Source organism: Pseudarthrobacter sp. DSP2-3-2b1, assembly GCF_049895945.1.
GTDB lineage: Bacteria > Actinomycetota > Actinomycetes > Actinomycetales > Micrococcaceae > Arthrobacter.
The window spans coordinates 148,897-174,936 of record NZ_JAFCTI010000002.1 but is presented as its reverse complement, the minus strand read 5'-3'; the positions used below and the strand labels follow the sequence as shown (position 1 = coordinate 174,936).

General features: G+C 63.8%; 26 protein-coding genes. 23 read left to right on the top strand and 3 right to left on the bottom strand.

Features of this window, described 5'->3' with window-relative positions; all coding sequences use genetic code 11:
* Positions 1–200: 200 nt before the first annotated feature.
* The 20 genes from prfA to ACP7AX_RS03310 all read left to right on the top strand — a co-directional run bounded on the left by prfA (position 201) and on the right by ACP7AX_RS03310 (position 20,262).
* Positions 201–1,274 (top strand): peptide chain release factor 1, encoded by a 1,074-nt coding sequence (prfA, locus tag ACP7AX_RS03405; protein WP_131682619.1) that lies wholly within the window; start codon positions 201–203, stop codon positions 1,272–1,274.
* A 42-nt stretch (positions 1,275–1,316) separates the two neighbouring features.
* A complete protein-coding gene (prmC, locus tag ACP7AX_RS03400) occupies positions 1,317–2,186 on the top strand; it encodes a peptide chain release factor N(5)-glutamine methyltransferase (protein WP_426225631.1) in 870 nt (289 codons plus the stop codon).
* A 15-nt stretch (positions 2,187–2,201) separates the two neighbouring features.
* Entirely contained in the window at positions 2,202–2,984 is a 783-nt protein-coding gene (locus ACP7AX_RS03395; protein ID WP_426225384.1) for an L-threonylcarbamoyladenylate synthase, read from the top strand.
* Between the two features lies 1 nt (position 2,985).
* Positions 2,986–3,894 (top strand): glycosyltransferase, encoded by a 909-nt coding sequence (locus ACP7AX_RS03390; RefSeq protein WP_426225383.1) that lies wholly within the window; start codon positions 2,986–2,988, stop codon positions 3,892–3,894.
* A 6-nt stretch (positions 3,895–3,900) separates the two neighbouring features.
* A complete protein-coding gene (locus ACP7AX_RS03385) occupies positions 3,901–4,857 on the top strand; it encodes a glycosyltransferase (protein WP_426225382.1) in 957 nt (318 codons plus the stop codon).
* 174 nt (positions 4,858–5,031) lie between these two features.
* A complete protein-coding gene (locus tag ACP7AX_RS03380; RefSeq protein ID WP_131682615.1) occupies positions 5,032–6,906 on the top strand; it encodes a polysaccharide biosynthesis protein in 1,875 nt (624 codons plus the stop codon).
* Positions 6,903–7,928, top strand: coding sequence for an MraY family glycosyltransferase (locus tag ACP7AX_RS03375; protein ID WP_426225381.1), 1,026 nt, complete (start codon positions 6,903–6,905; stop codon positions 7,926–7,928). Before ACP7AX_RS03380 ends, ACP7AX_RS03375 begins: the two co-directional genes overlap by 4 nt.
* A 115-nt stretch (positions 7,929–8,043) precedes the next feature.
* Positions 8,044–8,526, top strand: a complete 483-nt coding sequence (locus ACP7AX_RS03370) for a hypothetical protein (protein WP_426225380.1) — start codon at positions 8,044–8,046, stop codon at positions 8,524–8,526.
* The gene (locus ACP7AX_RS03365) at positions 8,519–8,857 is read left to right on the top strand and encodes an AtpZ/AtpI family protein (RefSeq protein ID WP_426225379.1); all 339 of its coding nucleotides are present in this window, start codon (positions 8,519–8,521) and stop codon (positions 8,855–8,857) included. The genes ACP7AX_RS03370 and ACP7AX_RS03365 overlap by 8 nt, the downstream gene beginning before the upstream one ends.
* An 81-nt stretch (positions 8,858–8,938) precedes the next feature.
* On the top strand, positions 8,939–9,739 hold the full coding sequence (gene atpB, locus ACP7AX_RS03360; RefSeq protein ID WP_131682611.1) for a F0F1 ATP synthase subunit A: 801 nt from the start codon (positions 8,939–8,941) through the stop codon (positions 9,737–9,739).
* 78 nt (positions 9,740–9,817) lie between these two features.
* Entirely contained in the window at positions 9,818–10,021 is a 204-nt protein-coding gene (atpE, locus tag ACP7AX_RS03355; RefSeq protein WP_009356484.1) for an ATP synthase F0 subunit C, read from the top strand.
* 57 nt (positions 10,022–10,078) lie between these two features.
* Positions 10,079–10,624 carry a F0F1 ATP synthase subunit B gene (locus ACP7AX_RS03350; RefSeq protein ID WP_108598282.1) on the top strand — a complete coding sequence of 182 codons (546 nt, stop codon included), beginning with the start codon at positions 10,079–10,081 and terminating at the stop codon, positions 10,622–10,624.
* Positions 10,624–11,451 carry a F0F1 ATP synthase subunit delta gene (locus ACP7AX_RS03345; RefSeq protein ID WP_131682609.1) on the top strand — a complete coding sequence of 276 codons (828 nt, stop codon included), beginning with the start codon at positions 10,624–10,626 and terminating at the stop codon, positions 11,449–11,451. The genes ACP7AX_RS03350 and ACP7AX_RS03345 overlap by 1 nt, the downstream gene beginning before the upstream one ends.
* A gap of 82 nt (positions 11,452–11,533) precedes the next feature.
* Positions 11,534–13,171 (top strand): F0F1 ATP synthase subunit alpha, encoded by a 1,638-nt coding sequence (atpA, locus tag ACP7AX_RS03340; protein WP_131682981.1) that lies wholly within the window; start codon positions 11,534–11,536, stop codon positions 13,169–13,171.
* 76 nt (positions 13,172–13,247) lie between these two features.
* Positions 13,248–14,141: a F0F1 ATP synthase subunit gamma gene (locus tag ACP7AX_RS03335; RefSeq protein WP_131682608.1), complete on the top strand. Its 894-nt coding sequence runs from the start codon at positions 13,248–13,250 to the stop codon at positions 14,139–14,141.
* A gap of 80 nt (positions 14,142–14,221) precedes the next feature.
* Entirely contained in the window at positions 14,222–15,676 is a 1,455-nt protein-coding gene (gene atpD / locus ACP7AX_RS03330; protein ID WP_131682607.1) for a F0F1 ATP synthase subunit beta, read from the top strand.
* Position 15,677: 1 nt separating this feature from the next.
* Positions 15,678–15,962: a F0F1 ATP synthase subunit epsilon gene (locus ACP7AX_RS03325; RefSeq protein WP_108598278.1), complete on the top strand. Its 285-nt coding sequence runs from the start codon at positions 15,678–15,680 to the stop codon at positions 15,960–15,962.
* A gap of 10 nt (positions 15,963–15,972) precedes the next feature.
* Entirely contained in the window at positions 15,973–16,404 is a 432-nt protein-coding gene (locus ACP7AX_RS03320; protein WP_426225378.1) for a DUF2550 domain-containing protein, read from the top strand.
* Positions 16,405–16,408: 4 nt separating this feature from the next.
* A complete protein-coding gene (locus ACP7AX_RS03315; RefSeq protein WP_426225377.1) occupies positions 16,409–17,716 on the top strand; it encodes an alpha/beta hydrolase in 1,308 nt (435 codons plus the stop codon).
* Positions 17,713–20,262: a bifunctional lysylphosphatidylglycerol flippase/synthetase MprF gene (locus ACP7AX_RS03310; RefSeq protein WP_426225630.1), complete on the top strand. Its 2,550-nt coding sequence runs from the start codon at positions 17,713–17,715 to the stop codon at positions 20,260–20,262. The genes ACP7AX_RS03315 and ACP7AX_RS03310 overlap by 4 nt, the downstream gene beginning before the upstream one ends.
* 88 nt (positions 20,263–20,350) lie before the next feature.
* Here the strand turns inward: ACP7AX_RS03310 and ACP7AX_RS03305 are convergent, their stop codons facing one another.
* Positions 20,351–20,554, bottom strand: coding sequence for a cold-shock protein (locus ACP7AX_RS03305; RefSeq protein WP_011692441.1), 204 nt, complete (start codon positions 20,552–20,554; stop codon positions 20,351–20,353).
* A gap of 274 nt (positions 20,555–20,828) precedes the next feature.
* A complete protein-coding gene (gene nucS / locus ACP7AX_RS03300) occupies positions 20,829–21,524 on the bottom strand; it encodes an endonuclease NucS (RefSeq protein WP_426225376.1) in 696 nt (231 codons plus the stop codon).
* A 37-nt stretch (positions 21,525–21,561) separates the two neighbouring features.
* Between nucS and ACP7AX_RS03295 the strand changes: the two genes are divergently transcribed.
* Positions 21,562–21,930 (top strand): ATP/GTP-binding protein, encoded by a 369-nt coding sequence (locus ACP7AX_RS03295; protein WP_131682603.1) that lies wholly within the window; start codon positions 21,562–21,564, stop codon positions 21,928–21,930.
* A 59-nt stretch (positions 21,931–21,989) separates the two neighbouring features.
* Positions 21,990–22,790, top strand: coding sequence for an alpha/beta hydrolase (locus ACP7AX_RS03290; RefSeq protein WP_426225375.1), 801 nt, complete (start codon positions 21,990–21,992; stop codon positions 22,788–22,790).
* Here ACP7AX_RS03290 and ACP7AX_RS03285 read toward each other — a convergent pair.
* Positions 22,787–24,106, bottom strand: coding sequence for an AI-2E family transporter (locus tag ACP7AX_RS03285; protein ID WP_131682601.1), 1,320 nt, complete (start codon positions 24,104–24,106; stop codon positions 22,787–22,789). The two genes, ACP7AX_RS03290 and ACP7AX_RS03285, sit on opposite strands and share 4 nt — an antisense overlap.
* A 218-nt stretch (positions 24,107–24,324) precedes the next feature.
* Here ACP7AX_RS03285 and ACP7AX_RS03280 point away from each other — a divergent pair, with 218 nt between their 5' ends.
* Positions 24,325–26,022, top strand: a complete 1,698-nt coding sequence (locus tag ACP7AX_RS03280; protein ID WP_426225374.1) for a hypothetical protein — start codon at positions 24,325–24,327, stop codon at positions 26,020–26,022.
* The last annotated feature ends 18 nt before the right edge of the window (positions 26,023–26,040 follow it).

Sequence of the window (26,040 nt, the reverse complement as noted above, 5' to 3'; positions counted from 1 at the left end):
GGTTGGGGGGGGCGGGGGGGATTTGGGCGGCCCCCCCCCGGGGGGGGGGGGGTTCTGTTCGGGGTTCGGACCCCCCCAACGCTCCGACAGGCCCGATGCCACTCCCTGGCCGGCAAAAATACCCGACAGCGATTGCCCCCGTCACCTACCGCTGTGAGCATCACTAAACTTATATCCACGGCGTTGAAAGGTAATGACAAATGTTTGAGTCCGTACAGGGCCTGCTTGATGAGCATGATGCTATCCAGGCGCAGCTGGGGGATCCTGCTGTTTATGCTGACCAGCGGCTGGCCCGGAAGCTTGGGCGGCGGTCTGCGGAGCTCAACGGCATTGTGGAGGCCTATCACAAGTGGGAGGCGCTCCGGGATGACCTTGCCGCGGCCCGGGAGATGGCTGCCGAGGACCCAGAGTTCGCTGCCGAAGTTCCTGAGCTTGAGGCGGCCATGGAGACTGCTTCGGCCAAGCTGCGGCGCCTGCTTATTCCGCGGGACCCAGACGATGCCCGCAATGTGATCCTTGAGGTCAAGGGCGGTGAGGGCGGCGACGAAGCCGCCCTGTTCGCTGGCGACCTCCTGCGGATGTACACCCGGTACGCGGAGTCACGCGGCTGGAAGACTGAACTGATCTCCGCCACCGAGTCAGACCTGGGCGGTTACAAAGACGTCCAGATGGCCGTCAAGGGCAACTCGAACGATCCCGCCGAGGGTGTCTACGCGCGGCTCAAGTTCGAGGGCGGCGTGCACCGCGTACAGCGCGTGCCGGTCACCGAATCGCAGGGCCGCATCCACACCTCCGCAGCGGGGGTCCTGGTGCTGCCAGAGGTCGACGAGCCTGAAGAGCTGGACATCAACCAGAACGATCTCAAGATCGACGTTTACCGTTCCTCCGGTCCCGGTGGCCAGTCCGTGAACACCACGGACTCCGCCGTCCGCATCACCCACCTGCCCACGGGCATCGTGGTGGCCATGCAGAACGAGAAATCCCAGCTGCAGAACCGCGAAGCAGGCATGCGCGTGCTCCGTGCCCGCATCCTGGCGCACCAGCAGGAGATCATCGACGCCGAGAACTCGGCCCAGCGGAAGTCCCAGATCCGCACCATGGACCGTTCCGAGCGCATCCGCACCTACAACTACCCGGAAAACCGGATCGCGGACCACCGCACCGGCTACAAGGCGTACAACCTGGACCAGGTCATGAACGGCGATCTGGAGCCCGTTATCCAGTCCGCCATCGAGATGGACGAACAGGCACGCCTGGACGCCATCGGCGAATAGCCGGACCCCTGTGACAACAGAGCTGCTGTGACAAGAGAGCCTATGGCGCCCGGGTCCGGGCAGTCCCTCGCGGCTGCGGTCAGCGAGGCTACAGCCATCCTGCGCGACGCTGGGGTGCCCAGCCCCCGCGTCGACGCCGAGCTGTTGGCGGAGCACCTCCTCGGTATTGGCCTCGGCAGGCTGCGGGCGATGATGCTGGGGGACACGCCCGCACCGGAGGGCTATGCGGAACTGGTTGCCGAACGTGCCCGGCGGATCCCGCTGCAGCACATCACCGGCGTCGCCCATTTCCGGTACCTGGAACTCGCAGTGGGGCCTGGCGTGTTCATCCCGCGTCCGGAAACAGAATCAGTGGTCCAGTTGGTTATTGATTACGTCAAGGGCATGGCCCACCCCCGGATTGTGGACCTTGGGACGGGGTCCGGCGCCATTGCGGGATCCATCGCCCACGAGGTACCCGGCGCGGAAGTCCATGCCGTGGAGTTCAGCCCGTTCGCCCATGCCTGGGCCGAAAAAAACCTCGCACCCCTGGGCGTGCAGCTGGTCCTGGGGGACCTGCGGGACGCACTGCCGGAACTTAACGGCACCTTCGACGTCGTGATTTCCAATCCGCCCTACATCCCCTCCGAGGCCATCCCCAACGAACCCGAAGTGGCACTCCACGACCCTCCCGAAGCGCTGTACGGCGGGGGAGCGGACGGCATGGAACTTCCTACGGCGGCGGCCGCCTCGGCTGCCCGGCTGCTGGTTCCCGGTGGGTACTTCGTGATGGAACACGCGGAAGTCCAGTCCGGCTGGATCGCCAAAATGATGAAGCGGACCGGTGCCTGGACGGAAATCACCACCCATCAGGACCTCAACGGCAAGGAACGCGCCACCAGCGCCGTGCTTGCCGGACCGCACCACGAGTGATGAAAGAATAGGCCAGTGACCACAACCTACGACTGCACCTCAGAGGATCAGCGCGCCCTGGGACTCGAACATGCCCAGCGCGCCATCAGCGAAAAGAAATGCGTGGTGTTTCCCACCGACACCGTCTACGGGATCGCCGCGGATGCATTTTCCCCGCAGGCCGTCACCATGCTGCTGGTCTCCAAAGGGCGCAGCCGCACCATGCCGCCGCCGGTGCTCATTCCCCGGATCAACGCACTGGACGGACTTGCCACTGATGTTTCGGCCGAGGCCCGTAAGCTCGCCGAGGCTTTCTGGCCGGGCGGGCTGACCCTGATCCTGCACGCCCAGCCGTCCCTGGACTGGGACCTCGGCGAGACCCGTGGAACGGTGGCGCTCCGGATGCCCGCCGACGAGGTGGCCCAGGAACTCCTGACGCTGACCGGTCCGCTGGCTGTGTCCTCTGCCAACCGGACCGGCCACGCCCCGGCGCAGACCGCAGCGGAGGCGCGGATACAGCTCGCCGAATCCGTGGAGGTTTACCTCGAAGGCGGTTTCCGGCCAGTGGAGGGCACCGAAGCAGTGCCGTCCACCATCGTGGACGCCACCGGGCCGCTCCTGCGCGTGGTGCGCAACGGTGCGGTGTCCCTGGATCAGCTGCGCGAGCACGTCCCCGGCGTTCTCGGCCTCGGTGAGATCCCGATGGCGGAGGAACCGGAAGCAGAAGAACCGGCGGAAGAGACGCCGGCTGCTGAAGACAGCACCCCAGAGGACGGCACTCCTGAAGCACCCGCCGTCGACGATTCACCGAGGAACTGACATGCAGCCCAAAGTCGCCGTCGCGGCGGTAACGTTCGACCGCCACGAGGAACTCGCCCTCCTCCTCAAGGGCCTGGCCGAACAGACCGCCCCCATCCACTCCATTGCGCTGGTGGATTCAGGTACCGTCCCGGCGACCGACGTCGTCAACGCCGGCGGAGACAACATCAACTACCTCCGCTCCGAGGCGAACCTTGGCGGCGCTGGGGGATTCGCCTACGCGATCATGGCCGCCATGGCCAGCGGCGCGGAGTGGATCTGGATGATGGACGACGACGGCCACCCGGAAGACGCGAGCTGCCTCGCCGAGCTGCTCAAAACAGCCGAGGAGCACCAGCTCGATATCATCAGCCCGCTGGTTGCTGCCACGGCCGATCCCAACCGGCTCTCGTTCAACTTCCGGATCAATGGACTGCTGACCAACGACCGCTCCCGGCTGGCCCCCATGGGCTACCTGCCGGACATGGTGCACTTCTTCAACGGGGCACTGATCCGCACTGAGGTCTTCTACAAGATCGGCATCCCCGACGTAAAGTTCTTCATCCGCGGCGATGAGGTGGACTTCCTGTCGCGGGTCAAGAAGGCCGGCCTCAAGTACGGCACCCTGGCCACCGTCGCCGTCCAGCACCCGGCCACCTGGACCGAAATGAAGCCGGTCTTCGGCGGCTTCATCACCCCGGTGATCCCGGAGGGCGAATTCAAGCGGTACTGCTACTTCCGCAACCGCGGCTACCTCACCCGGAAGTACCGGAACCTGCGCTGGTTCGGCGCGGACATTGTGGGCTTCCCTTACTACTTCCTGAAAACCGGCGATTTCAAGGGCCTGGCGCACTGGTTCGGGGCCTATTCCACGGGCTTCCGCGGAAAGGGCTTCGGCTCGCCCGCCCAACTGATGTCCACCAACAGCTAGGCCGGCGTGGAGAACCTTTATGCCGTCGTCGTCACCTATAACCGTGCCGACTTCCTGCAGAACCTGCTCGGCTCCTTCAGCCGCCTGGGCACCCGGCCGTACCGGATCCTCGTGGTGGACAACGCCAGCACCGACCACACCGGGGACGTAGTTTCCCGGGCCATTGCTGCCGGTGACCTGCCCATTCACTATGAGCGCCTGGCCACGAACGTGGGCGGCTCAGGCGGATTCTCGCGCGGCGTCGAACTGGCGCTTGCGGCCGGTGCCGAGTGGCTGTGGCTGATGGACGACGACGTCGAGGTGCTCCCCGGGGCGGTGGAGGCACTGGACAGGTTCACCCCTGATTACTCCTGCCTGATCGGCCGGCGCTACGACGCAGCGGGCAAGCCCTTCTTCTGGCAGCACCATTTCGTCGAAGCGCTCGGCGTGTTCCTGCCGGTCTCCGGCGATGTCTTCCGCAAATCCGATGTCTTCCGCACCAATGTGGGCAACTTCGAAGGCATGCTGATGACGGCAGCGCTGGCCCGGAGCATCGGGCTGCCGGACCCGCGGTTCTTCATCACCTGGGACGATCTCATCTACGGCTGGCTCGCTGCACAGCAGGTTCCGGTGGTCTACGTGAACGCGTTCGTCATCAAGAAAGTCCGTGCCCAGCGCCAGGTGGATCTGGGCGTGCGCCACCTGAATGACTCCTCGGACCTGAGCAGGCGCTACGTGATGCGGAACCGGGGACATGTGGCCCAATACCTGCGCGCCCACGGCAAGTACAACCGGCTCGGCTTCGGTGCCGGGACGGTCCTGACCTATTTGAAGGAAATGGTGCGCCTGGTGCTGGTTGAACGCAGCGTCAAGGGTGCCGGTTCCCTGTGGCAGGGGTGGCGCGAATCGCGGGCCATCCTCGCCGACAAGAGCTGGCAGCCGATGCCGCCGGTTCCCGCCGCGGCGGGCCGGGAACCTGCTTAAATCTAGCGTTTGAACGGGTCATCAGCCCGGTACGGCCGCCATGAACCCGGGTTTCCGGCCCTGCAGCGATTAGTATCGTGGAAGACCCGGCTGCATTCCGGCAGTTGCACGGCCGGGTAATTTTTGAAACAGGCGCATGGCCGCCGTGGTAGTGGAAGTCGGTTGCAATCTCTGTTGACTACGAAATCTGAAGCGCGCGAACCTGCCGCAACACCTGACGAGAAGAAGCCCCCGCTGTGGATCTGGGTGCAGCTCTTCCTCGATTCGATGTCGTGGGTCGTAGCGATCGTCCTGGCACTGCTGCTGCGCTACGAGATGGGCGTCCGCGAGGAACAGCTTGTCAGCGCCATGATCATCATGGCCCTGGCAATCGTGGTCCAGGCCGTCTCCGGCTATGCGCTGGCACTGTACCGCGGCAGGTACCCGTTCGGCAGCTTCCAGGAAGCCAAGGCCCTGGTCTTCGTCACCGTCATTGTGGCAGCCTCCATCACGCTGAGCCTGCTGGTGCTCTATGAGGACATCGGGATCGGCCGCAGCGTGGGACTCATCGCCTTCCCGTTCGCGTGCCTCTTTATGGGCGCGGCCCGGTACGCCAAGCGGCTTTACGCGGAGAGCAGGAACCGTCCCGGCGACGGCGCCCAGAACACCCTGGTCTACGGTGCAGGCTTCCTCGGCAACTCCCTGGTGACCCGCATGATGCAGGATGCTGATTCGCCCTATTTCCCGGTGGGGCTGATCGATGACGATCCCACCAAGAAGCACCTGCGGCTCGCCGGGGTCCAGGTCCTGGGCCGCGGCGATGACCTGCCGGCCATCATCCGGCGCACCCGCGCCACGGTCCTGGTGCTGGCCTTTGCCAATGTGGAGGCCTCGGTGGTCCGGCGGATTTCGGACGCCGTCGCCGGCCTGAACGTCAGGGTGCTGGTCCTGCCCCCGCTGCGGGACATGCTCGGACGCGGGGCCCCCGAGGGCTTCTCCGACTTCCGCGACGTGGCGGTTGAGGACCTGATCGGGCGGCGCCCGGTGGACATCAAGGTTGACGAGATCGCAGGCTACATCAAGGGCAAGCGGGTCCTGGTTACGGGTGCCGGCGGGTCCATCGGCTCAGAGCTGTGCCGGCAGATCGTCCAGTTTTCGCCAGCGGAACTGATCATGCTTGACCACGATGAAACCGGCCTGCAGCACACCCAGATCTCCATCACCGGCCGCGGACTGCTCGCCGGCCGCGACACCGTCCTGGCAAGCATCCGCGACGGCGCGGCCCTCCGGGAAATCTTCCAGGACCGCCGCCCCGAGGTGGTGTTCCACGCCGCAGCCCTCAAACACGCGCCGCTGCTGCAGCAGTACCCGGTGGAGGCCTGGAAAACAAACGTCCTGGGCACCTTGAACGTGCTCCGGGCCGCACAGTACGCCGGTGTTTCGCACTTTGTGAACATCTCCACGGACAAGGCAGCAAACCCGACCACCGCGCTTGGCCATTCAAAGCGTGTGGCCGAAAAGCTGGCCGCCTGGATGGCCGGCCAGACCGGCCGGAAATTTGTCTCGGTCCGGTTCGGCAACGTGATGGGCAGCCGCGGCTCGATGCTCCCGCTCTTCACTGAGCAGATCCGGGTGGGCGGACCCGTTACCGTCACAGACCCCGAAGTCACCCGGTTCTTCATGACCATTCCGGAGGCCTGCCAGCTGGTAATCCAGGCCGGCGCAATCGGCCGCGGCGGCGAAGTCATGATCCTTGACATGGGGGAGCCGGTCAAAATCCTCGATGTCGCCCAGCGCATGATCGCGATGTCCGGCAAAAAGGTGGAGATCGTCTACACGGGGCTCAGGCCCGGCGAGAAACTTCACGAAGAACTCGTGGGCACCGGCGAGCTGGACGAACGCCCCCTGCATCCCAAGATTTCGCACACCAGGGCACACGAGCAGGATCCGGCCGGGCTGGACATCAACGTCTGGCTGGCCCGCTGTGAGGCCGAACAGGGACTGGACATCGAGTCGATCCCTGATGAGGAAGCCGACGAACCGGGCCAGAATGTCAGGGCGGCGTCATGATGCCGGTCCTGCTTGCTGCACTCATCACCCTGGCCGCGAGTGTCCTGCTGCCGTTTGTGGTCAAACCGTGGCTGGTCAAAATGGGTGTGGTGGACGTTCCCTCGGCCCGGTCGTCCCACGGCAAGACCACGATCCGGGGCATGGGGGTGGCTGTTTCCCTGGCTACCGCCGTTGGCTACGCGGCCGCCGTCGTCCTCGGTGCGGTGACGGTGGACCGCTCCGTCTTCCTCACGGTCCTGGCCATCATCGCGGCGAGTGCCGCCGTGGGCTGGATCGAAGACCTTCGTGGTCTGTCCATCCGTGGCCGGGCCGCCGCGCAGCTGGGAATTGGCACCGCCGGTTCAGCCGGCCTGATCCACCTCACCGGACAGTCCTTCTGGTGGCTGCCGCTGGCTGCCTTGGCCATTGCCGCTTATGTCAACATTGCCAACTTCATGGATGGCGTCAACGGAATCTCCAGCTTCCACGGGATCCTCGCGGGTGCCGCTTATGCCGTGGCCGGGCTGCTGGCCGAACAGCCGTGGCTCACGGCCGGCGGCGCCGTGCTTGCCATGGCCTTCCTGGGCTTCCTGCCCTGGAACCTGTCGCGGGGCTCCGTGTTCCTGGGCGACGTCGGCAGCTACCTCCTGGGCGCCTCCGTTGCGGCGCTTGCCGTGGGCGGGTTCCTCGGCGGTGTCTATGTCGAATACCTCCTGGCGCCGATCCTGGTCTACGTGGCCGATACCGGGTACACGCTCCTGCGCAGGATCAAGGCCGGCGAGCGGTGGTATTCATCCCACCGTGAGCACGTCTACCAGCGGCTGACCGACGTCGGCTTTTCCCACGTGCAGTCCGCCGGCACCGTTTCAGCGTGCACTATCGCGGTAACAGTACTCAGCTTCATCGCCGCCACGGCAGCGCTGCCTGTTGTGGTGCTTTGTGTCGCCGGAAGTCTTGCCATTTTGGGACTCTATCTCGCCTCGCCAGACCTGATCCGGCGCTTCCGACGGCGTCAGAAGGTCACCCGGGTGCCGGTGTCTTAGACATGCAGAGGGCGGCACGCGGCCCCGGACGGCGGCATGTTCTATCTCGTGTAGAATTCAGGTGCGGCCATTCGCCGCGCCACCTTGCACCAAAACCCCCGACGATTGGGATCCCATGACCTCCAACGCCGAACCCGGACGTGCGTCCGGCAACGGACACGTTGGCGTTTCCGGTCCCACCAAATCCTTGTGGTTGGGCCTGCTGGCCATGAGCGCGGCGGGTGGGGGAGCCGCGTTGTTGCTCGCCGGCCTTGCTGCGCTTCTGCTGGACGGGCCGGCGGCCGCGCTGTCCGCCGTTGGTGGCGGACTCCTGGTAATGCTCTTTTTCGCCGTCAGCCTCCTGGTGGGCCACTTCGTGGGCCGCCGGAACCCGTCAGGCGCAATCGGCATGTTCGTGGTCACCTACTTCATCAAGGTTGTGGGCTTTGCCGTAGTGCTTCTTGTCATCGGTGCGCCCGAGTGGCTGAACAGCCGCTGGTTCGTGATTGGTGCGGTTGCCACGGTGGTCCTGTGGCAGGCGGCCGAGCTCTATGCATTCAGCAAAGCCAGGCTGCAGATTTACAACGACCCGGAAACCAAGGAAACCCACGATGCCTGAATCCAAACGCACTCCCGGGAAGCCTTCGGGAAGCCCTAAAACCAGCGCCTCCACACCGGGGGTGTCGGCGGAAAACAGCGACGGCGGATACAACGCCGGGATGGCCGTCTTCAGCTACATTATTGGCGGAATCATCGTCTGGAGTTTGATAGGGTGGGGTCTGGATTATCTGTGGGGAACCCGCTGGATCGTGCTCGCAGGCGCTCTGCTTGGAGCTGTCGGAGGTTTCTATCTTTCCTACATGCATGGCCTTACCAGTTCAAGTAACACTGCCGGTAAGAGCGACGCAGGGAGCGGCCCGTCTGCGGACGGAAACACTAATGCCAAATAATTTCACAGGGGGAGCAGCGGAGCGAAAACCCGCCGGTCCCCGACACACGCCCAATGATGGACACTGCAGAGAGGAAACGCGTTGATCGCGCTTGCGCTCCCGGCCCAAGATTCTGGAGAGTTTACTCCTCCAGGAATTGAAGAAATGCACCTGCCGGCAATCCTGCCGTGGGGGGCGGCAGACGGATTCTCCAAGCAGATGCTGCTGGTTATTCTGTCGGTCGTTATTATCGCCACATTCTTTCTGCTAGCTGCCCGTAAGCAGCAGCTTGTCCCTGGCAAGCTCCAGTTCGCTGGTGAAATGGCCTATGGCTTTGTGCGTAACAGCATCGCCAAGGACATTATCGGCGGTAAAGACTTTATGAAGTATGTGCCGCTGTTGTTCAGCCTCTTCTTCTTTATCCTCGTAAACAACATCTACGGTGCAATTCCCGTGCTGCAGCTTCCGAGCTTCTCGCACGTCGGCGGCGCCTATGTCCTCGCGGGCATTGTTTACGTCACCTGGATCGCCATCGGCATCCGGAAGAACGGACTGAAGTACTTCAAGCTGGCCACCGTACCCTCAGGCGTACCGGTGTACATCCTGCCGCTCATCATCCCGATCGAGATCATCTCCAACTTCCTGGTCCGGCCCGTCACACACAGCCTCCGACTCTTTGCCACCATGCTGGCAGGTCACCTGATCGTCATGATCGCAGGCTCAGGAATCGAATTCCTCGTTATGCAGGAGAACATCCTGCTCAAGGGAACCTCGCTCCTGGTGCTCGGCGGCGCCATCGCCATGTACATGCTGGAAGCGCTGATCATGGCGCTCCAGGCCTACGTCTTCACGCTGCTCACCGCCATCTACATCGAAGGCGCCCTGCACGCGGACAGCCACTAGGCATCCACAAACTTCCCCTCACGGGGATGAAGCAAACCAAACAACCTGCCACACAGATGGCATCTTGAAAGGAATAAAATGGAAGGCAATCTCAACCTCGTAGGTTACGGTCTGTCCGCAATCGGCGGTGGTATCGGTGTTGGTCTCGTGTTCGCCGCGTACATCAACGGCGTCGCACGTCAGCCGGAAGCCCAGCGCGTCCTGCAGCCGATCGCATTCCTCGGCCTCGCGCTGACTGAAGCTCTCGCCATCCTCGGCCTGGTCTTCGCTTTCGTTCTCTAAGTCTGACTTCAGAACCAAGCGAACATCCAAGACCGAGTAGATAAGGACGGGTGAATTATGAACCAGGTGATCATCTCAGCTGCCACTGAGGCTAACCCACTGGTACCCAACGTCTGGGAAATGGGCGTTGTCCTCGTCGGCTTTGCTGTCCTCATGTTCATCGTGGTCAAGTTCATTGTCCCGATGTTCGAGAAGACCTTTGCAGAGCGCGCTGAGGCAATCGAAGGCGGCATCGCCAAGGCTGAAAAGGCCCAGGCGGAAGCATCAGCTGCCCTCGAGGAATACAAGCAGCAGCTCACGGATGCCCGCGCGGAAGCCAACCGCATCCGCGAGGAAGCACGTGCCGAAGGCGCTCAGATCCTCGCGGATCTGAAGGAGAAGGCAGCTGCAGAGTCTGCCCGCATCACGGCCCAGGCGCACGTGCAGATCGAATCGGAGCGCCAGGCCGCAGTTGTGTCCCTGCGCTCCGAGGTAGGCACGCTGGCCACCACGCTGGCTGGCCGCATCGTTGGCGAGGCGCTCAACGATGACGAGCGTTCCGCCCGTGTTGTGGACCGCTTCCTTGCAGATCTGGAGAACCAGAACGCAGGTGCAGCTAAGTAATGTCAGGTGTATCGAGCGAATCGCTGACCACGGCGCTGACCAAACTGGAAGCCCAGCTTCCGTTTGCCTCGCTGCAGTTGGCAAAGGAACTCTTCGGAATCCTGGGAACGGTGGACAGCTCGGCTGGCTTGCGCCGCGCCTTAACTGACCCGTCCCGTAATGGTGACGAAAAGTCGGCGCTGGTCAAGCAGCTTGTTGGCGGAAAAGTCTCCGCTGATGCTGCGGATATCGCGGCCGGACTGGCCAGCTCACGCTGGGCATCGGCCCGGGATATCGGCGATGCACTCGAGACGCTTGCCGCAACGGTGGTCATAGCCGTTGCAGAAAACAAGTCGGCAGTTTCTGCCTCCGGGCTCTCCGGACTGGAAGAACTGGAGAACGATCTGTTCTCCTTCAACCAGGCCGTCGCTTCCAACCACGAGGTACAACGTGCTCTGTCGGAGCCGCAGGCAAGTGCTGCAGCGAAGATCGGCTTGGCGGAGAAGCTGGTGCCCGGTTCCAGTGAGGAAGCTAAAGTCCTTATTGGCCAGGCGGTTTCCCAGCCCCGCGGCATCAAGCCGACAAAGCTGGTGGCCCGGTTCGCCGAGCTCGCAGCAAAGCGGCAGCAGCGCTGGATTGCAACGGTCAAGGTGACGCGTCCCCTCACGGAGCCGCAGTTTGCCCGCCTCCAGTCAGGGCTGAACGCCCTGTACGGGCGTGAGCTCAAGATCAACACCAGTGTTGACCCTGATCTGATCGGCGGAATCCGCGTCCAGGTGGGTGACGAAGTGCTCGACGCTTCAGTGATCACCCGGTTGGGCCAGCTTCAGCGCCAACTGGCCGGTTAGCCGGACAAGCACAACTTAACGAAACGAAACCCCGGTCATCGTGACAACGATGATCACGAAAACAGGAGAGCAGGGACTGCAGATGGCCGAATTGACCATCAACGCCGACGACGTCCGTATTGCGTTGAACGAGTTCGCGGCGTCCTACGAACCCGGAAACGCTGAGCGCGTAGAGGTCGGCCGTGTAACGACAGCAGGTGACGGCATCGCCCGTGTTGAGGGCCTTCCCTCGGTCATGGCGAACGAACTGCTTCGCTTCGAAGACGGCACGCTGGGCCTGGCCCAGAACCTCGACGTCCGCGAGATCGGTGTCATCATCCTCGGTGACTTCACGGGAATCGAAGAAGGCCAGGAAGTGCACCGCACCGGACAGGTTCTGTCCGTTCCGGTAGGCGACGCCTTCCTCGGCCGCGTGGTTGACCCGCTGGGCCAGCCGATCGATGACCTTGGCGAGATCAAGGCCGAGACCACCCGCGCCCTGGAACTCCAGGCGCCGGGCGTTACCGCACGCAAGTCGGTTCACGAACCGATGCAGACCGGTCTGAAGGCTATCGACGCCATGATCCCGATCGGCCGTGGCCAGCGCCAGCTGATCATTGGTGACCGCCAGACCGGCAAGTCGGCTATTGCCATCGACACCATCATCAACCAGAAGGCCAACTGGGCTTCAGGCGATGTCAGCAAGCAGGTGCGCTGCATCTACGTTGCGATCGGTCAGAAGGCTTCGACCATCGCGGCTGTACGCCAGACCCTCGAGGACAACGGCGCACTGGAATACACCACCATTGTGGCTTCCCCCGCGTCTGACCCCGCAGGCTTCAAGTACCTGGCACCGTACGCCGGCTCGGCCATCGGCCAGCACTGGATGTACGGCGGCAAGCATGTCCTGATCGTGTTTGATGATCTCTCCAAGCAGGCCGAGGCCTACCGCGCTGTGTCGCTGCTGCTGCGCCGCCCGCCGGGACGCGAAGCCTACCCGGGCGACGTCTTCTACTTGCACTCCCGTCTGCTGGAGCGTTGTGCCAAGCTCTCCGACGAGCTCGGTGCAGGTTCGATGACCGGCCTGCCGTTGATCGAAACCAAGGCCAACGATGTCTCGGCCTACATTCCGACCAACGTGATCTCCATCACCGATGGCCAGATCTTCCTGCAGTCGGACCTCTTCAACGCCAACCAGCGTCCCGCCGTCGACGTGGGTGTTTCCGTGTCCCGCGTGGGTGGTGCTGCACAGGTCAAGTCCATGAAGAAGGTTTCGGGCACGTTGAAGCTGGAACTGGCCCAGTACCGCGACATGCAGGCTTTCGCAATGTTCGCGTCGGACCTCGACGCCGCATCGCGCCAGCAGCTGACCCGTGGTGCCCGCCTCATGGAACTGCTCAAGCAGGGCCAGTACTCACCGTTCCCGGTTGAGAACCAGGTCGTCTCCATCTGGGCCGGTACCAACGGCCACCTTGATGAGGTTCCGGTTGAAGACATCAACCGCTTCGAGACCGAATTCCTCGAGCACCTCAAGCACAAGTCCTCCATCCTGACCACGCTGGCGCAGACCAACGTCATGGACGATGACACCGCAGAAGCACTGAAGACCGCGATTGTGGACTTCAAAAAGGGCTTCTTCGGCGAGGGTGACAACCACCTGGTAGGTGCCGGCCACGAGGAGCATGATGCTATCTCCGAGGCCGAGGTCGACCAGGAAAAAATCGTCAAGCAGAAGCGCTAGTTTCGCTGGCGGGGACCGCCGGAATCCTCAGGGGTTCCGGCGGTCCCGGCCATCGGGATCTTAGGAAAGGAAAAGTATGGGAGCCCAGATTCGGGTCTACCGCCAGAAGATCAGCTCGACCACGTCGATGCGCAAGATCTTCAAGGCGATGGAACTGATCGCTACCTCGCGCATTGGCAAGGCCCGCGCACGCGTAGCGGCTTCACTGCCTTACGCAAACGCGATCACGCGTGCCGTTTCTGCTGTGGCAAGCCAGAGCGAGATTGACCACCCGCTGGTCACCGAGCCGGCACAGATCCGCCGCGCCGCCGTCCTGATCATCACCGCTGACCGCGGCCTTGCAGGATCCTATTCGGCAACTGTGCTCAAGCAGGCTGAAGGCCTGATTGAGCTGCTGCACGAAGAGGGCAAGGAAGTCAAGACCTACGTGATGGGCCGCAAGGCGCAGGCGTACTTCGATTTCCGGAACCGGGCTTTCGAGCGCGGCTGGACCGGCAACACGGATGCTCCGGTGTTCGACGTTGCACGCGAGGTTGGCGCAGCGCTGTTGGATGACTTCGCCACCCCCTATGAAGAGGGCGGCGTGGACGAGATCCATGTTGTTTATACCCGCTTCAAGTCCATGGTGACGCAGGAACCGACGGTCATCCGCCTGCTTCCCCTCGAGGTTGTCGAAGAGCAGGCTGCGTCCGAATCGGACCTGCTGCCGCTCTACGAATTCGAGCCGGAAACGGAGCAGGTTCTTGACGCTCTGCTGCCGCGCTACATCGAATCACGCATTTTCGCCGCCATGTTGCAGGCAGCAGCTTCCGAGCTCGCAGCCCGTCAGCGGGCGATGAAGTCCGCCGGTGACAACGCCACGGACCTCATCAAGAAGTACACGCGTCTGCGCAATACTGCCCGCCAGGCTGAAATTACGCAGGAGCTTTCCGAAATCGTTGCCGGTGCCGACGCCTTGAGCGCGTCCTAGCCAGCACGGTCCGGTCCAGCTGTACCTGCACCAAAGAACAAACTTAAACCCCACGCCATCTACTGAGTGAAGTGAGAGAGATGACTGCCACTGCTACCGAACACGTAGCCGCAACGTCCGGTGCTACCGGCCGTATCGCCCGTGTTATTGGCCCGGTTGTCGACGTCGAATTCCCGGCTGACGCAATCCCCTCGATTTACAACGCCCTCACCACGGAGATTACTCTCAACGGTGAAACCAAGACCGTCACGTTCGAGGTTGCCCTCCACTTGGGCGACAACCTCATCCGCGCCATCTCCCTGCAGGCTACCGACGGACTCGTCCGCGGTACCAGCGTTGTGGACACCGGTTCGCCCATCACCGTGCCTGTTGGCGACGGCGTCAAGGGCCACATCTTCAACGTTCTGGGCAAGCCCCTGGATGTTGACGAGTCCGAGATCCAGGCTTCGGACTACTGGCCGATCCACCGCAAGGCTCCTGCCTTCGCAACCCTCGAAGGCTCCACCGAGATGCTGGAAACCGGCATCAAGGTCATCGACCTCCTCACCCCGTACATCAAGGGTGGAAAGATCGGTCTCTTCGGCGGCGCCGGTGTGGGCAAGACCGTTCTGATCCAGGAAATGATCACCCGTGTTGCCCGCAACTTCGGTGGTACTTCCGTATTCGCCGGTGTTGGCGAGCGTACCCGTGAAGGCAACGACCTCTGGGTTGAAATGGAAGAGGCGGGCGTCCTCAAGGACACTGCCCTTGTATTCGGCCAGATGGATGAGCCGCCGGGAACGCGCCTGCGCGTTGCACTGTCCGCCCTGACCATGGCGGAGTACTTCCGCGATGTCCAGAACCAGGACGTGCTGCTCTTCATCGACAACATCTTCCGCTTCACGCAGGCAGGTTCCGAGGTTTCCACCCTCCTCGGCCGCATGCCTTCGGCTGTGGGCTACCAGCCCAACCTGGCAGATGAGATGGGCCTCCTCCAGGAGCGCATCACGTCCACCAAGGGCCACTCCATCACCTCGATGCAGGCCATCTACGTTCCCGCAGATGACTACACCGACCCGGCTCCGGCCACGACCTTCGCACACCTCGACGCAACCACGGAACTTTCCCGTGAAATTGCTTCCCGTGGTCTGTACCCGGCCGTTGACCCGCTGACCTCGACCTCCCGAATCCTGGATCCCCAGTACATCGGCAAGGATCACTACAACACGGCTGTCCGTGTGAAGCAGATCCTGCAGAAGAACAAGGAACTCCAGGACATCATCGCCATCCTCGGTGTCGATGAACTCTCGGAAGAGGACAAGATCGTCGTGTCGCGTGCACGCCGTATCCAGCAGTTCCTGTCCCAGAACACCTACACCGCCAAGCAGTTCACCGGCGTCGAAGGTTCGACGGTAGCCATCAAGGACACCATCGAAGGCTTCACGGCCATCTGCGACGGCGACCTCGACCACATTGCAGAGCAGGCGTTCTTCAACGTCGGCGGCCTGGATGACGTTGAGCGCCAGTGGGCCAAGATCCAGGAACAGACCAAGTAATATGGCTGAGCTTGAGGTTGAGATTGTCGCAGCGGACCACTTCGTGTGGTCCGGAGCGGCCAAGATGGTCAAGGCCCGCACCAGCGATGGTGAAATCGGAATCCTGCCCGGCCACTCGCCCCTGCTGGCGATCCTGGCCGAAGGTGAACTGGCCATTGAGCCGGTTTCCGGTGACCGCATTGCCGTGGCTGTTGACGGCGGGTTCTTCTCCGTCGACAACAACCGCGTGGTGATTGTTGCTGACAACGCCCAACTGGGCGACGCGGCTACTGCTGGGATCCGCTAGCACGACACTGATGGACGCGCCCACTTTTACGTTCATCGCACTGGCAATCGCTTTTGGGTTGCTGATTTTCGCACTGTGCCTTTCGGGGGTGCGCCGCTTCAATCTGCGGCGCGCCCTCGGCACGGTGGACGCCTCCATTTGCACGGCTGGAAACAGCTGGCAGATGGGGGTTTGCCGTTATCAGGACAACGACCTCGAATGGTTCCGGCTGCTCTCCTTGAGCGTTCGTCCCAAACACAGCTTCAAGCGCAGCTCCCTTGAACTGCTGGGCCGCCGCAAGCCGACTGAAGCCGAGGCCGTCAAAGTCCAGCCCGACGTCGTCATCGTCGAGTTGCGGTATGAAGGCCAGGACCTGCGGCTGGCCATGAAATTCGATGCCTACACGGGACTGTCCTCCTGGCTGGAAGCCGGACCGGTTGTCGGCGTAGGTACCTGGCGCTAGGCACGTGGACTGGATTGCCGATGTCCGGTTGACGGACGGGCCGCTCTACTGGACTGCCTGGATTCTTGGCGTCGCCGCCGGCGTGTGGCTGATCCTTCGCCCGCAGCCGCTGGGCCTCCGCCGCTGGCTGCTGAGCGTCGCCGCTGCCCTTGCCGCAGCTGCCGGCCTGGTACTTGTGGTCCACTGGATCCTCATCTACCTGGCCTCCGCTTTCCCTGACGTACTGCCCTGGCAGGTCCTCGCGTGGGTATTTGCTGGTGTCGCTGGGCTGACCCTGGTGCTGCTCAGGTTCCGCACGGGATCATGGCGCCGCCGAGCCCTGGACTTTGTAGCACTCCTCACCGTGGTCCTGCTTTGTGCCCTGCAGATCAACGCCTACTTCGGCCTCAACAGGACGGTGTCAGACCTGACGGGAACGGCGCTGACCCGCATCCCGGCCCTTGAGCAGGAGCTGACCCGCCAGCCCGGCAGCACCGCCCGGCCCCTGGCCGGCTGGAAAGCTGCCAGCGGGCTTCCCACCGAGGGCGCCCTGCGCACCGCGACTATTCCGGCAACGGCCTCCGGCCTCCAGACGCGCAACTCGTTCGTCTATCTGCCTCCTGCCTACTTTGCCTCGAACCGGCCGAGCCTCCCTGTGCTGGTCCTCGTTCCCGGCCAGCCGGGAGGTCCGGCTGACTGGCTGACCGGCGGGTCACTGCAGGAACGGATGGACAATTTCGCAGCGCAGCACGGGGGAGTGGCACCCGTGACCGTGGTGGTGGATCCCAATGGCAGCCAGTCCGCGAATAACCTCTGCATGGATAGCACCATCGCGCAAGCGGACACTTACATGTCCGTGGATGTGCCGGCGTGGATCCTGGCCAACCTCGACGTGGACACGGACCACCGGCGCTGGGCCGTTGGCGGTTTCAGTTTTGGTGCCACCTGCGCGCTGCAGATGGTCACCCGCCACCCGGAACTCTATTCGGGTGCTCTTGCCTTCGCCAGCGAAAGCGAGCCGGCGCTGGCCAAGGAACGCCACAAGACTGTTGAGGCAGCGTTCAATGGTGACACCGCGGCTTTCGACGCCCAGGTGCCGCTGACGCTGATGAAGGAGCGGCAGTATCCGGGCAGCGTGGCCTACTTTGCGGCGGGGGCCACCGATCCGGAGTTTGTAGCCAACCTCAGGAAGCTGAGCGAGGCTGCCCGCGGGGCAGGCTTCACGGTGGGAGTTGATGAGGTGCCAGGGGTGGGACATTCCTGGGACATGCTGACGCCGGGTCTGACCAACGGGCTTGAACTCCTCACCACACAGTGGGGATGGGACAAATGACGGCCCGGGACGGGACCCGCGCTCCGGCCCTGCTGTGGTCGACAGTTGGGCTGCCTGCCGTCCGGAAATTCTGGGGCTACCTGCGGTCGGTGCCCTTGACGCTGTGCATCCTGGGGCTCTTCCTGGCTGCAGGGGCCGTTACCGGAAGCTTCCTCAGCGGCCCGCCGGTGGAGCTGCTGCCTTTCGCCGGCGTCAGCGCTCCGGGGCTGAAGGGCGGTGCCTGGTGGGCACTTTTCACGTCCCTGTTCTTTGCCACGAACCCGCTGGCATACCTGGTTGCCTCCCTGATGATCCTGCTGCTGCTCGGCCTCGCCGAGCGGAGCCTCGGGCCGGTTCTGGCCGGCGCATTGTTCCTGGGCGGCCAGTTCGCCGCTGTGACGGTTTTCCTGCTCCTCACCCAGCTGGCCCGTTATGCGGGCGACGGTTGGCTTGGCCTGATGGCAGACAGCAGCCTGATCGGGCCGCATGCGGCAGTCCTGGCCGTTTCCCTCGCGGCGAGTGGCAGGCTGCCGGTCCTCTGGCGGCGCCGGCTGCGGACGGCGGTCCTCTCGGTGTCCCTGTTGCTGGTCCTGTACGTGGGACACGCGGAGACCGTCATCGGCCTGGTGGGTGCCGTGCTTGGCCTGGCATCGAGCTGGTGGCACCAGAGCGAACACGGCCCGCTCCATACGCCGCGGTTCACCGGCCGTGAAACCCGGAACCTCCTGGCGCTGACGGTGGCGGTGTTCGCCGTCGGGCCCATCCTGACGGCGGTAGCCCGCACGCCCACGGGCCCGCTGGCACTGCTCCGGGATGTTGTCCTCAACCCGGTGCCCACACTGAGCCAGCTGGAGGCAAACTGCGGCGCCACTGTTGAGGCGTCCTGCCTGGAAGTGGGCCGGGCGGGCTTCACCGGGCCGTTCGGGCTGGCCGTTGCCGTAGTGCCGGTTGTCCTGCTGCTGATCTGCGCTGACGGGATGCGCCGCGGCCGCAGGATGGCCCTGCGCATCACCCTCGCCATCCAGCTCGCGGTCACGGCTTTGGCGGCCGTCTATTTAGCACTGTTCGCGCTGATCCCGCATTACCCGTCACGTCCGCATACCTCCTCCATGGGGTCAGGGTTCGCGCATATCCTGCCGCTGGTGATCGTGCCCCTGCTGCTGACCGTGCTCTTGTGGGTCAACCGCAGGCAGTTCCGCGTGGAGACAGTTCCTTCGGCCCGCCGGAGGCTGGTTGCGGTGGTCGGGGGTGTCTGGCTGTTCCTGGCTGGCAGCTACACCGCGGCATGGCTCGCAGCGGGCGGGTTGACCCGCGACGGTGGTCCCCTTGGCCTGCTGGCGGAACTGTCCAGGCAGTACCTGCCGGTGCCGCTGCCGAATCTGTACCGCCGGGTGTTCGCGGACCGGGACAGCCTCGAATCCCTGATCTTCGGCTATTCAGGACCGGTTTTTTGGCTGGTGGCGTTGGCTGGTGTCTGGTCTGTGCTCCTGGGCCGGCATCATGGCAGCGACTCCGGCCATGACGACAGGGTCAGGGCCAGGAAGCTGCTGCGCCAGGGCGGCGATTCACTTTCCTGGATGGCTCTCTGGGAGCCCAACCGCTATTGGTTCAGCCCGGATGGGGCCGGTGCTGTGGCTTACCAGCAGCAGGGCAGTGTTGCATTGACCTTGGCTGGGCCCTTTGGAGCAGCTGCCACGCGGCTGCGGACCGCCGAAGGATTCCTCGACTACTGTGCCGGCGGCGCGCTTATTCCGGCTTTGTACTCCTGCGACAACACGTTGTGGCCGATGCTTCAGCGGCGCGGCTTCCAGCGTGTATCAGTTGCCCAGGAGACCCGGCTGGCCGTCCGTGACCTGGAATTCAAGGGCAAGGAGTGGCAGAACGTCCGGACAGCGCAGAACCGGGCAGCCAAGATCGGCGTCAAAGCCGTCTGGGGGACCTACCACGGGCTGCCTCAGGAACTCCGCGCCCGCCTGAGTGAGGTCTCGGAGGAATGGGCTGCCGGGAAAACAGTTCCCGAGATGGGCTTCACCCTCGGAGGGATCGATGAGCTGATGGATGACGAGGTGCTGTGCTGCCTGGCGGTCGATGCTGAGGGGACGGTCCACGGTGTGACCAGTTGGCTGCCCGTTTACGAAGACGGGAAAGTAGTCAGCCGCACCCTGGACGTCATGCGCCGGGCCGATGCAGGATTTCCCGGCGTGATGGAGTTCCTGATTGCCTCCGCCGTGCTGGAGTTGCGGGACTCTGTGGAGGTTATCTCGCTCTCCGGCTCACCGCTGGCGCAGCTTCCCCGCAACGGCGAAGGGGAGAGCGCGCCGGAACCGGTGCCCGCCGAGAACCTGGTGCGCATCCTTGATGTGGTGGGCCACGCCCTTGAACCGGTCTATGGCTTTCGTTCGCTGGCGGCCTTCAAATCGCGTTTCAAACCCGAGTACCGGACGCTTTATCTGTATTACCAGGACCCATTGCAGTTGCCCGCCATAGGGCGGGCGCTCACCCGCGCCTATCTGCCGGGACTTTCCCTGCGGCAGGGAGCGCGGCTGGTCCGGAGCCTCGTGAGCTGAGGCGGTAGAACAAGAAGATCCCCGGCACGGATGCCGGGGATCTTCAATGAGCTGAAGCCCGCCTGCAGCGGACTTCGAACCTTCGGGACTAGACCAGCGTTACGCCGGTAGCCTGGGGGCCCTTGGCGCCCTGACCGATTTCGAACTGAACACGCTGGTTCTCGTCGAGGGTCTTGAAGCCACCGGTCTGGATCTCGGAGTAGTGAACGAAGACATCGCCATCGGAGTCATCCGGGGTGATGAAGCCGAAGCCCTTTTCAGCGTTGAACCACTTGACGGTTCCCTGTGCCATTTTTATTCTCCTCATTATGGAACTTGTCTAAGTCCGGCACACTTCGTGCCGGACTTGGTCACTCCGCGAGAAGAATCCTTCACTGCCCGTTCTTGAGGGAACCGGCCCTGCAGGAGCTTCGCGCTCGCAACATGTCTTGCGAGCATGAAAAACACCTACACAAAGACTGTCCTAAGAATTTCACGCCGTTTCTTTCAGGTCAACGCCTCTGACCAGCCAATCCTGCAAATATTGGGTAAAAACGGGTTATGACCCCCGGCAGGGGCGGGCCGGCCTAGAACAGCCGGGATTCGCTGTCATCCACCCCGCGCATGGCATCGTAATCCAGCGTGATGCAGTCGATGCCCCGATCGTTGGCCAGGACCTTCGCCTGCGGCTTGATCTGCTGGGCCGCGAAGATTCCACGCACTGGCGCGAGCAAGGGATCCCGGTTCAGCAGTTCAAGGTAGCGGGTCAGCTGCTCCACGCCGTCGATATCTCCCCGGCGCTTGAGTTCGATGGCCACCGTGGCGCCATCAGCGTCCCGGGCCAGGATGTCCACCGGCCCGATCGCGGTGAAGTACTCCCGGCGGATCAGTGAGAAGCCTTCGCCAAGGGTCTCGATCTGGTCCGCGAGCAGCCTCTGCAGGTCCGCTTCCACGCCGTCCTTGATCAGGCCCGGGTCCACGCCCAGGTCATGGGAGGACTCGTGGAGCTGCTCATGGATGTTGATGATGAGCCGGTCATCGGTCTTGGCCGACTGGACCGTCCACTGCTCTGTGACGCCGAGTTCAAGGTCCACGTCCTCCGGCTTGCTCACGCGGAGGGTGGCCGGCGGACTCATCCAGTTCAGGGGTTTATAGGAACCGCCGTCAGAGTGGACCAGCACAGACCCATCGGCCTTGACCAGCAGGAGCCGGGTGGCAAGGGGAAGATGGGCTTTAAGCCGGCCAACATAATCAACGGAGCAATGGGCTATGACAAGTCGCACGCCGTACACACTACCGGGGCTAGGGCAGAATGGAGGCATGCCGCGTTCCAACCGTCCCCGCCGCCCGGTCTCCGGGAAAGGTGCAGCAGCCAAGGGGGGCCCGGCTGGAAAAGCAGCAGGAAAAAAGGGCAACGGGGAAGTCCCCGAACTGGATCTGGAGCGGGCCCGGGCAGGGATTGCCCGCCGGGAAAGCGCACCCGACGGCGAGTGGATGGTCCGGACCATGACCGCCAGGAACGCCGAAAAGACTTACATCTGTCCCGGCTGCTCCACAGCCGTGGTCCCTGGCGTGGCCCATCTTGTGGTGTGGAAGGACGACCACCTGTTCGGGGCTGCCGCGGGCCTGGCCGAACGCCGCCACTGGCACACGAACTGCTGGCTGTCCCGGTCCTACCGCTACCGCTGACATGTCACCGCCGGGGCCTCGAAAGCCGGTGCCCGCCCGGAGTCGCTAAGCTGGCAGGCATGACTTTTGATCCGGCGTCGTACTACTTCACCCAGCCTTCAGGACCGTCACCCATCCGCGCGTCCACGGTTCTGCCGGCACGGCGGGAGAACATCCACCTCCACACCGAGGATGGCCATGAACTGGTGGGGGAACTGGCCCTGCCGGAATCCGGCATTGTTACCGCCACGCTGATCACCCTGCACCCGCTGCCTACCCACGGCGGGTTCATGGACTCGCATGTTTTCCGGAAGGCGTCCTACCGGCTTCCAGCCCTGGCCGGTGTAGCGGTGCTTCGCTTCAACACCCGCGGCACCTCATCGCCGCGGGGCACCAGCGCGGGTTCCTTCGAAGAGGGGATCGGCGAGCGGCTCGACGTCGAGGCGGCGGTGCGGTTCGCCGTCGAACGCCAACTGCCCAACCGGTGGCTGGTGGGCTGGTCCTTCGGCACGGAGTTGGCCCTGATGTACGGCGCGGTGGAACCGGTGGTCAGCGGGATCGAGGGTGCGGTGCTGCTCTCGCCGCCGCTGCACCGGGCCACCGACGATCACCTCCGCCACTGGGCAAAGGCGGGAAAACCGCTGACTGTCCTGGTCCCCGAGCACGACGACTATCTCCAGCCTGCGGCCGCCGTCGAACGCTTCAGCCTGGTTCCCCAGGCCCGGGTGGTCGGCGTGGACGGCGCCAAGCACCTGTGGGTAGGGGAGAAGTACGCCTCCCGTGCGCTGAACGAGATTGTTGACGATGTGACCGAAGCGGGGTCGGGGCCAGAGGGCCTGCCGCATGAGTGGAACGGGCCGGCGGCAACTGCCGTTGGTTAGTGCTTGTCCTGGCGGACGATGTAAATCTCCTTCAGGAGCAGCAGGATGGCCGCCGCGGTGGGGATGGCAATCAGCGCGCCCAGGACGCCCAGTAGGCTGCCGCCGGCAATAACGGAGATGACTGCCACTGCGCCCGGCACGGCAACGGCTTTCTGCATGATGCGCGGCGAGATGAAGTAGGCCTCGAACTGCAGGTAGGCGAAGTAGCAGACCGCGAAGATGGCTGCTGTCTGCCAGCCCTCAGTCAGCGAAATCAGGGTCACCAGCACTCCGGCGATCAGGCCGCCCACCAGGGGAATGAAGGCCAGCAGCGCCACCACGAAGGCGAGCAGCACGGCAAACGGGACACCCACGATGGACATCACTATGAAAGCAAACGTGGCGTTCAGCAGGGCCACGCACGCCTGGCCGATCACGTAGTTGCCCACCGAACGGGTGATTTCTTCCGAAAGCGCCGCCACCCGCGGCCGGCGGGAGCGGGGGGCCAGCCTGTAGCCCCACTTCTTCATGGCCGGCAGTGCGGCCAGGAAGTAGAGGCTCAGGACCAGGACAATCAGGGCACCGAAGAGACCGTTGGCGAGGGTGGAACCGAAACCGACGACCCCGCCGAAGATGCCGCCCATCGCTTCCGGGTTATTGACGAATTTATCGAGTTCCTCGGTGATGCGGTCGCGGATGCCGAACTGGCTGTCCACGTTGCGGAAAAATTCAGAATCAATGAAATCCCGCACCCAGTTGGGCGCCTGCTCAACGATTTCAGTGACCTGTTCCACGATCGTGGGGATCAGGGTGGCGAAAAACCCCGCAACGGCGCTGACCAGGACGGCGACGGAAACCAGGATGCCTGCCGGCCGGGGAATCTTCCGGTTCTCCAGCCAGCCGACCACCGGCTCCAGGCCAAGGGCGATGAACAGCGCAGCCACAATCCACAGCAGCAACTGCGTGGTGTTCGACCCGATCCAGTAGACCAGCAGAGCAAGGCCCACCCCCACCGTGCCCATGAAGCCCATATACAGCGGGTGCTGGGGGGAGATGCGGGGGCCGGGCTTGCCGAACTGGGGAGTGGTCTCGCCGTCCGCCGCGGCGTCTTCCTCAGCCGCGATATATTCCGCTGGCAGTTCCGGCGGCATCTCGAAACGCAGCCTGGGCTGGGCCCCCGGCAACGGCTGGCGGAGGCGGCGTGCAAGAAAGCCCAATGCTGCCGCCGCGGCGGCCCGCCGCCTGACCTTGGCAGGCTTCTCCGGCAAGGACTGCGGAGCGCCGACGGCCGGTTGATTTTCGGCGGCCGCGGAAGATTCGTCCGTCTTGTCAGTCACTGGATTTTGGTGCCCGTTCCGTGCGTGGCACCGCATACGCGGGCCGGTGTGATGATCATCGCAAACACTATCAGCCGCCTTGCTACCAGAGGCGGGAAAGCCCGCTCCGGAGCATTACGGACCGGGGACCGGGGACGCCCCCGGATGCCCAAAAGGGGCTCCTGGTAACAAAACGGTTACTATTGAAAGCAAACCCCCGCTGATGATAGGTGTTTCCTTTGCGTTTCAAGACTGCAGTCGCACTCGTGCTGCTCGGCCTCCTGACACTTCTGGCCGGTATCGGCCAGAAAACCATCTGGGCTCCCTCCGAGACCTTCACGGCTTCGGCCCCGTCAGATGCCGCCGAGGCTCCCCTGACCGTTATCGACCAGAAACTGCGCACGCTGCACGGTGGAACGGTCAAGATCGACATCGAGGGAGACGGCAACTTCATGCTCGCCGCCGGCCGGCCCGATGACATTGACGCCTGGGTGGGCCAGACAGCCCACAACACCATCACCGGGGTTACCGAAGACCAGAAGTCGCTCCAGGTTGAGCATGCCGACGGCGAGGCGACAGCCCCGAATCCGGCCGGCTCCGATCTGTGGGTCTCCACGGAAAACGCCAGCGGTGAGCTGGAGTACACGTGGACCCCGCCGGCCGACGGCGAATGGACGCTCCTGCTGGCCTCCGACGGCACCAAGCCTGCCCCGGCCACCATCTCCATGACATTCCCCAATGACACCGCCACCCCCTGGGCCATCCCGCTGATGGTCCTGGGCGGGCTCCTGATGCTGGCCGGGATTGCCCTTGCACTCCTCTCCGCACGCAAGAAGGACGGCGAAGGCGACGGCCGCGGCAGTGGATTTGCCCAGCGCGCCCGGGCAAAGTCTGAAGCACGGTCCGCCTCACGGCTCCCGATGGTCTCCGGCGGCGTAGCCACTGCGGCTGTGACGGCCGCTGTTGTTGCACTGACCGGTGGCGCCGCCACCGCAGCCACCACCCCCGCGCCGGCTCCGGCAACGGAATCCGCCGCCGCCGGGCAGCCGGCTGCATCACCTGTCCTCCTGGACGCCCAGTTCCGCCGGATCCTGGAGCAGGTCTCCAGCGCCGCGGACGCCGGCGACGCCGCCAAGGATGCCGCCCAGCTCGCAGAGCGGGTTGGCGGGACCGAGCTTGAGGTCCGCACCCAGAACTACAAGATCCGCTCCCAGGTGGGCACCTACGAAGCGCGCATGCCGGTCCGGTCCACCAAGCTCCTCACCACGGTGGTCACCAGTGAACGCAGCTGGCCCCGCTCCGTCCTCGCCGTCACCCAGGGCGATGGCAACGTTGTCCCGCAGCTGCTGACGCTGGTCCAGCCCTCACCCCGGGAAAACTACAAGCTGACCGAGACCACCCCGCTCCAGCCGGGCACCACGTTCCCGGCCATCGAGCGGAGCGGTACGCAGACTTTGGCCGCCGCCGACAAATCGGGGCTGCTCTACAGCGGCGAAGAAGCCCTTGCGGGCCTGGCGGACCGCCTGTCCAACGCTGAGTCCAGTTTCAAGGACAAGCTGGTGGAGGGCGCCTCCTCGCCCTACATCGCGGACACGCTTTCCTACCAGGCCGAAGTGGTCAAGTCAGGCGAGAACGGCAACTTCTCCTTCACCCACAAGGTTGTGCCCGAAAGCACCGTGGTCTTCCGTACCGCCGACGGTGGGGCGCTGGTCCTGGGCCGGATCAACTTTGGATTCGATGGCACCCCCAAAGCCTCCGGCGACAAACTGACCATCGGTGACGACGCCGCGGCGCTCGCCGGCGGCAAGGAAACCACCACGGGCATGGTCCTGAACTTCGCCGAGTCCATGGCCGTCTACGTTCCGCCGGCAGGCTCCACCGATCCCATGAAGCTGGTGGCAGCCACCCGCGGACTGGTGGGCGCAAGCTTCAAGTAACACCCTGGGGGTAAACCC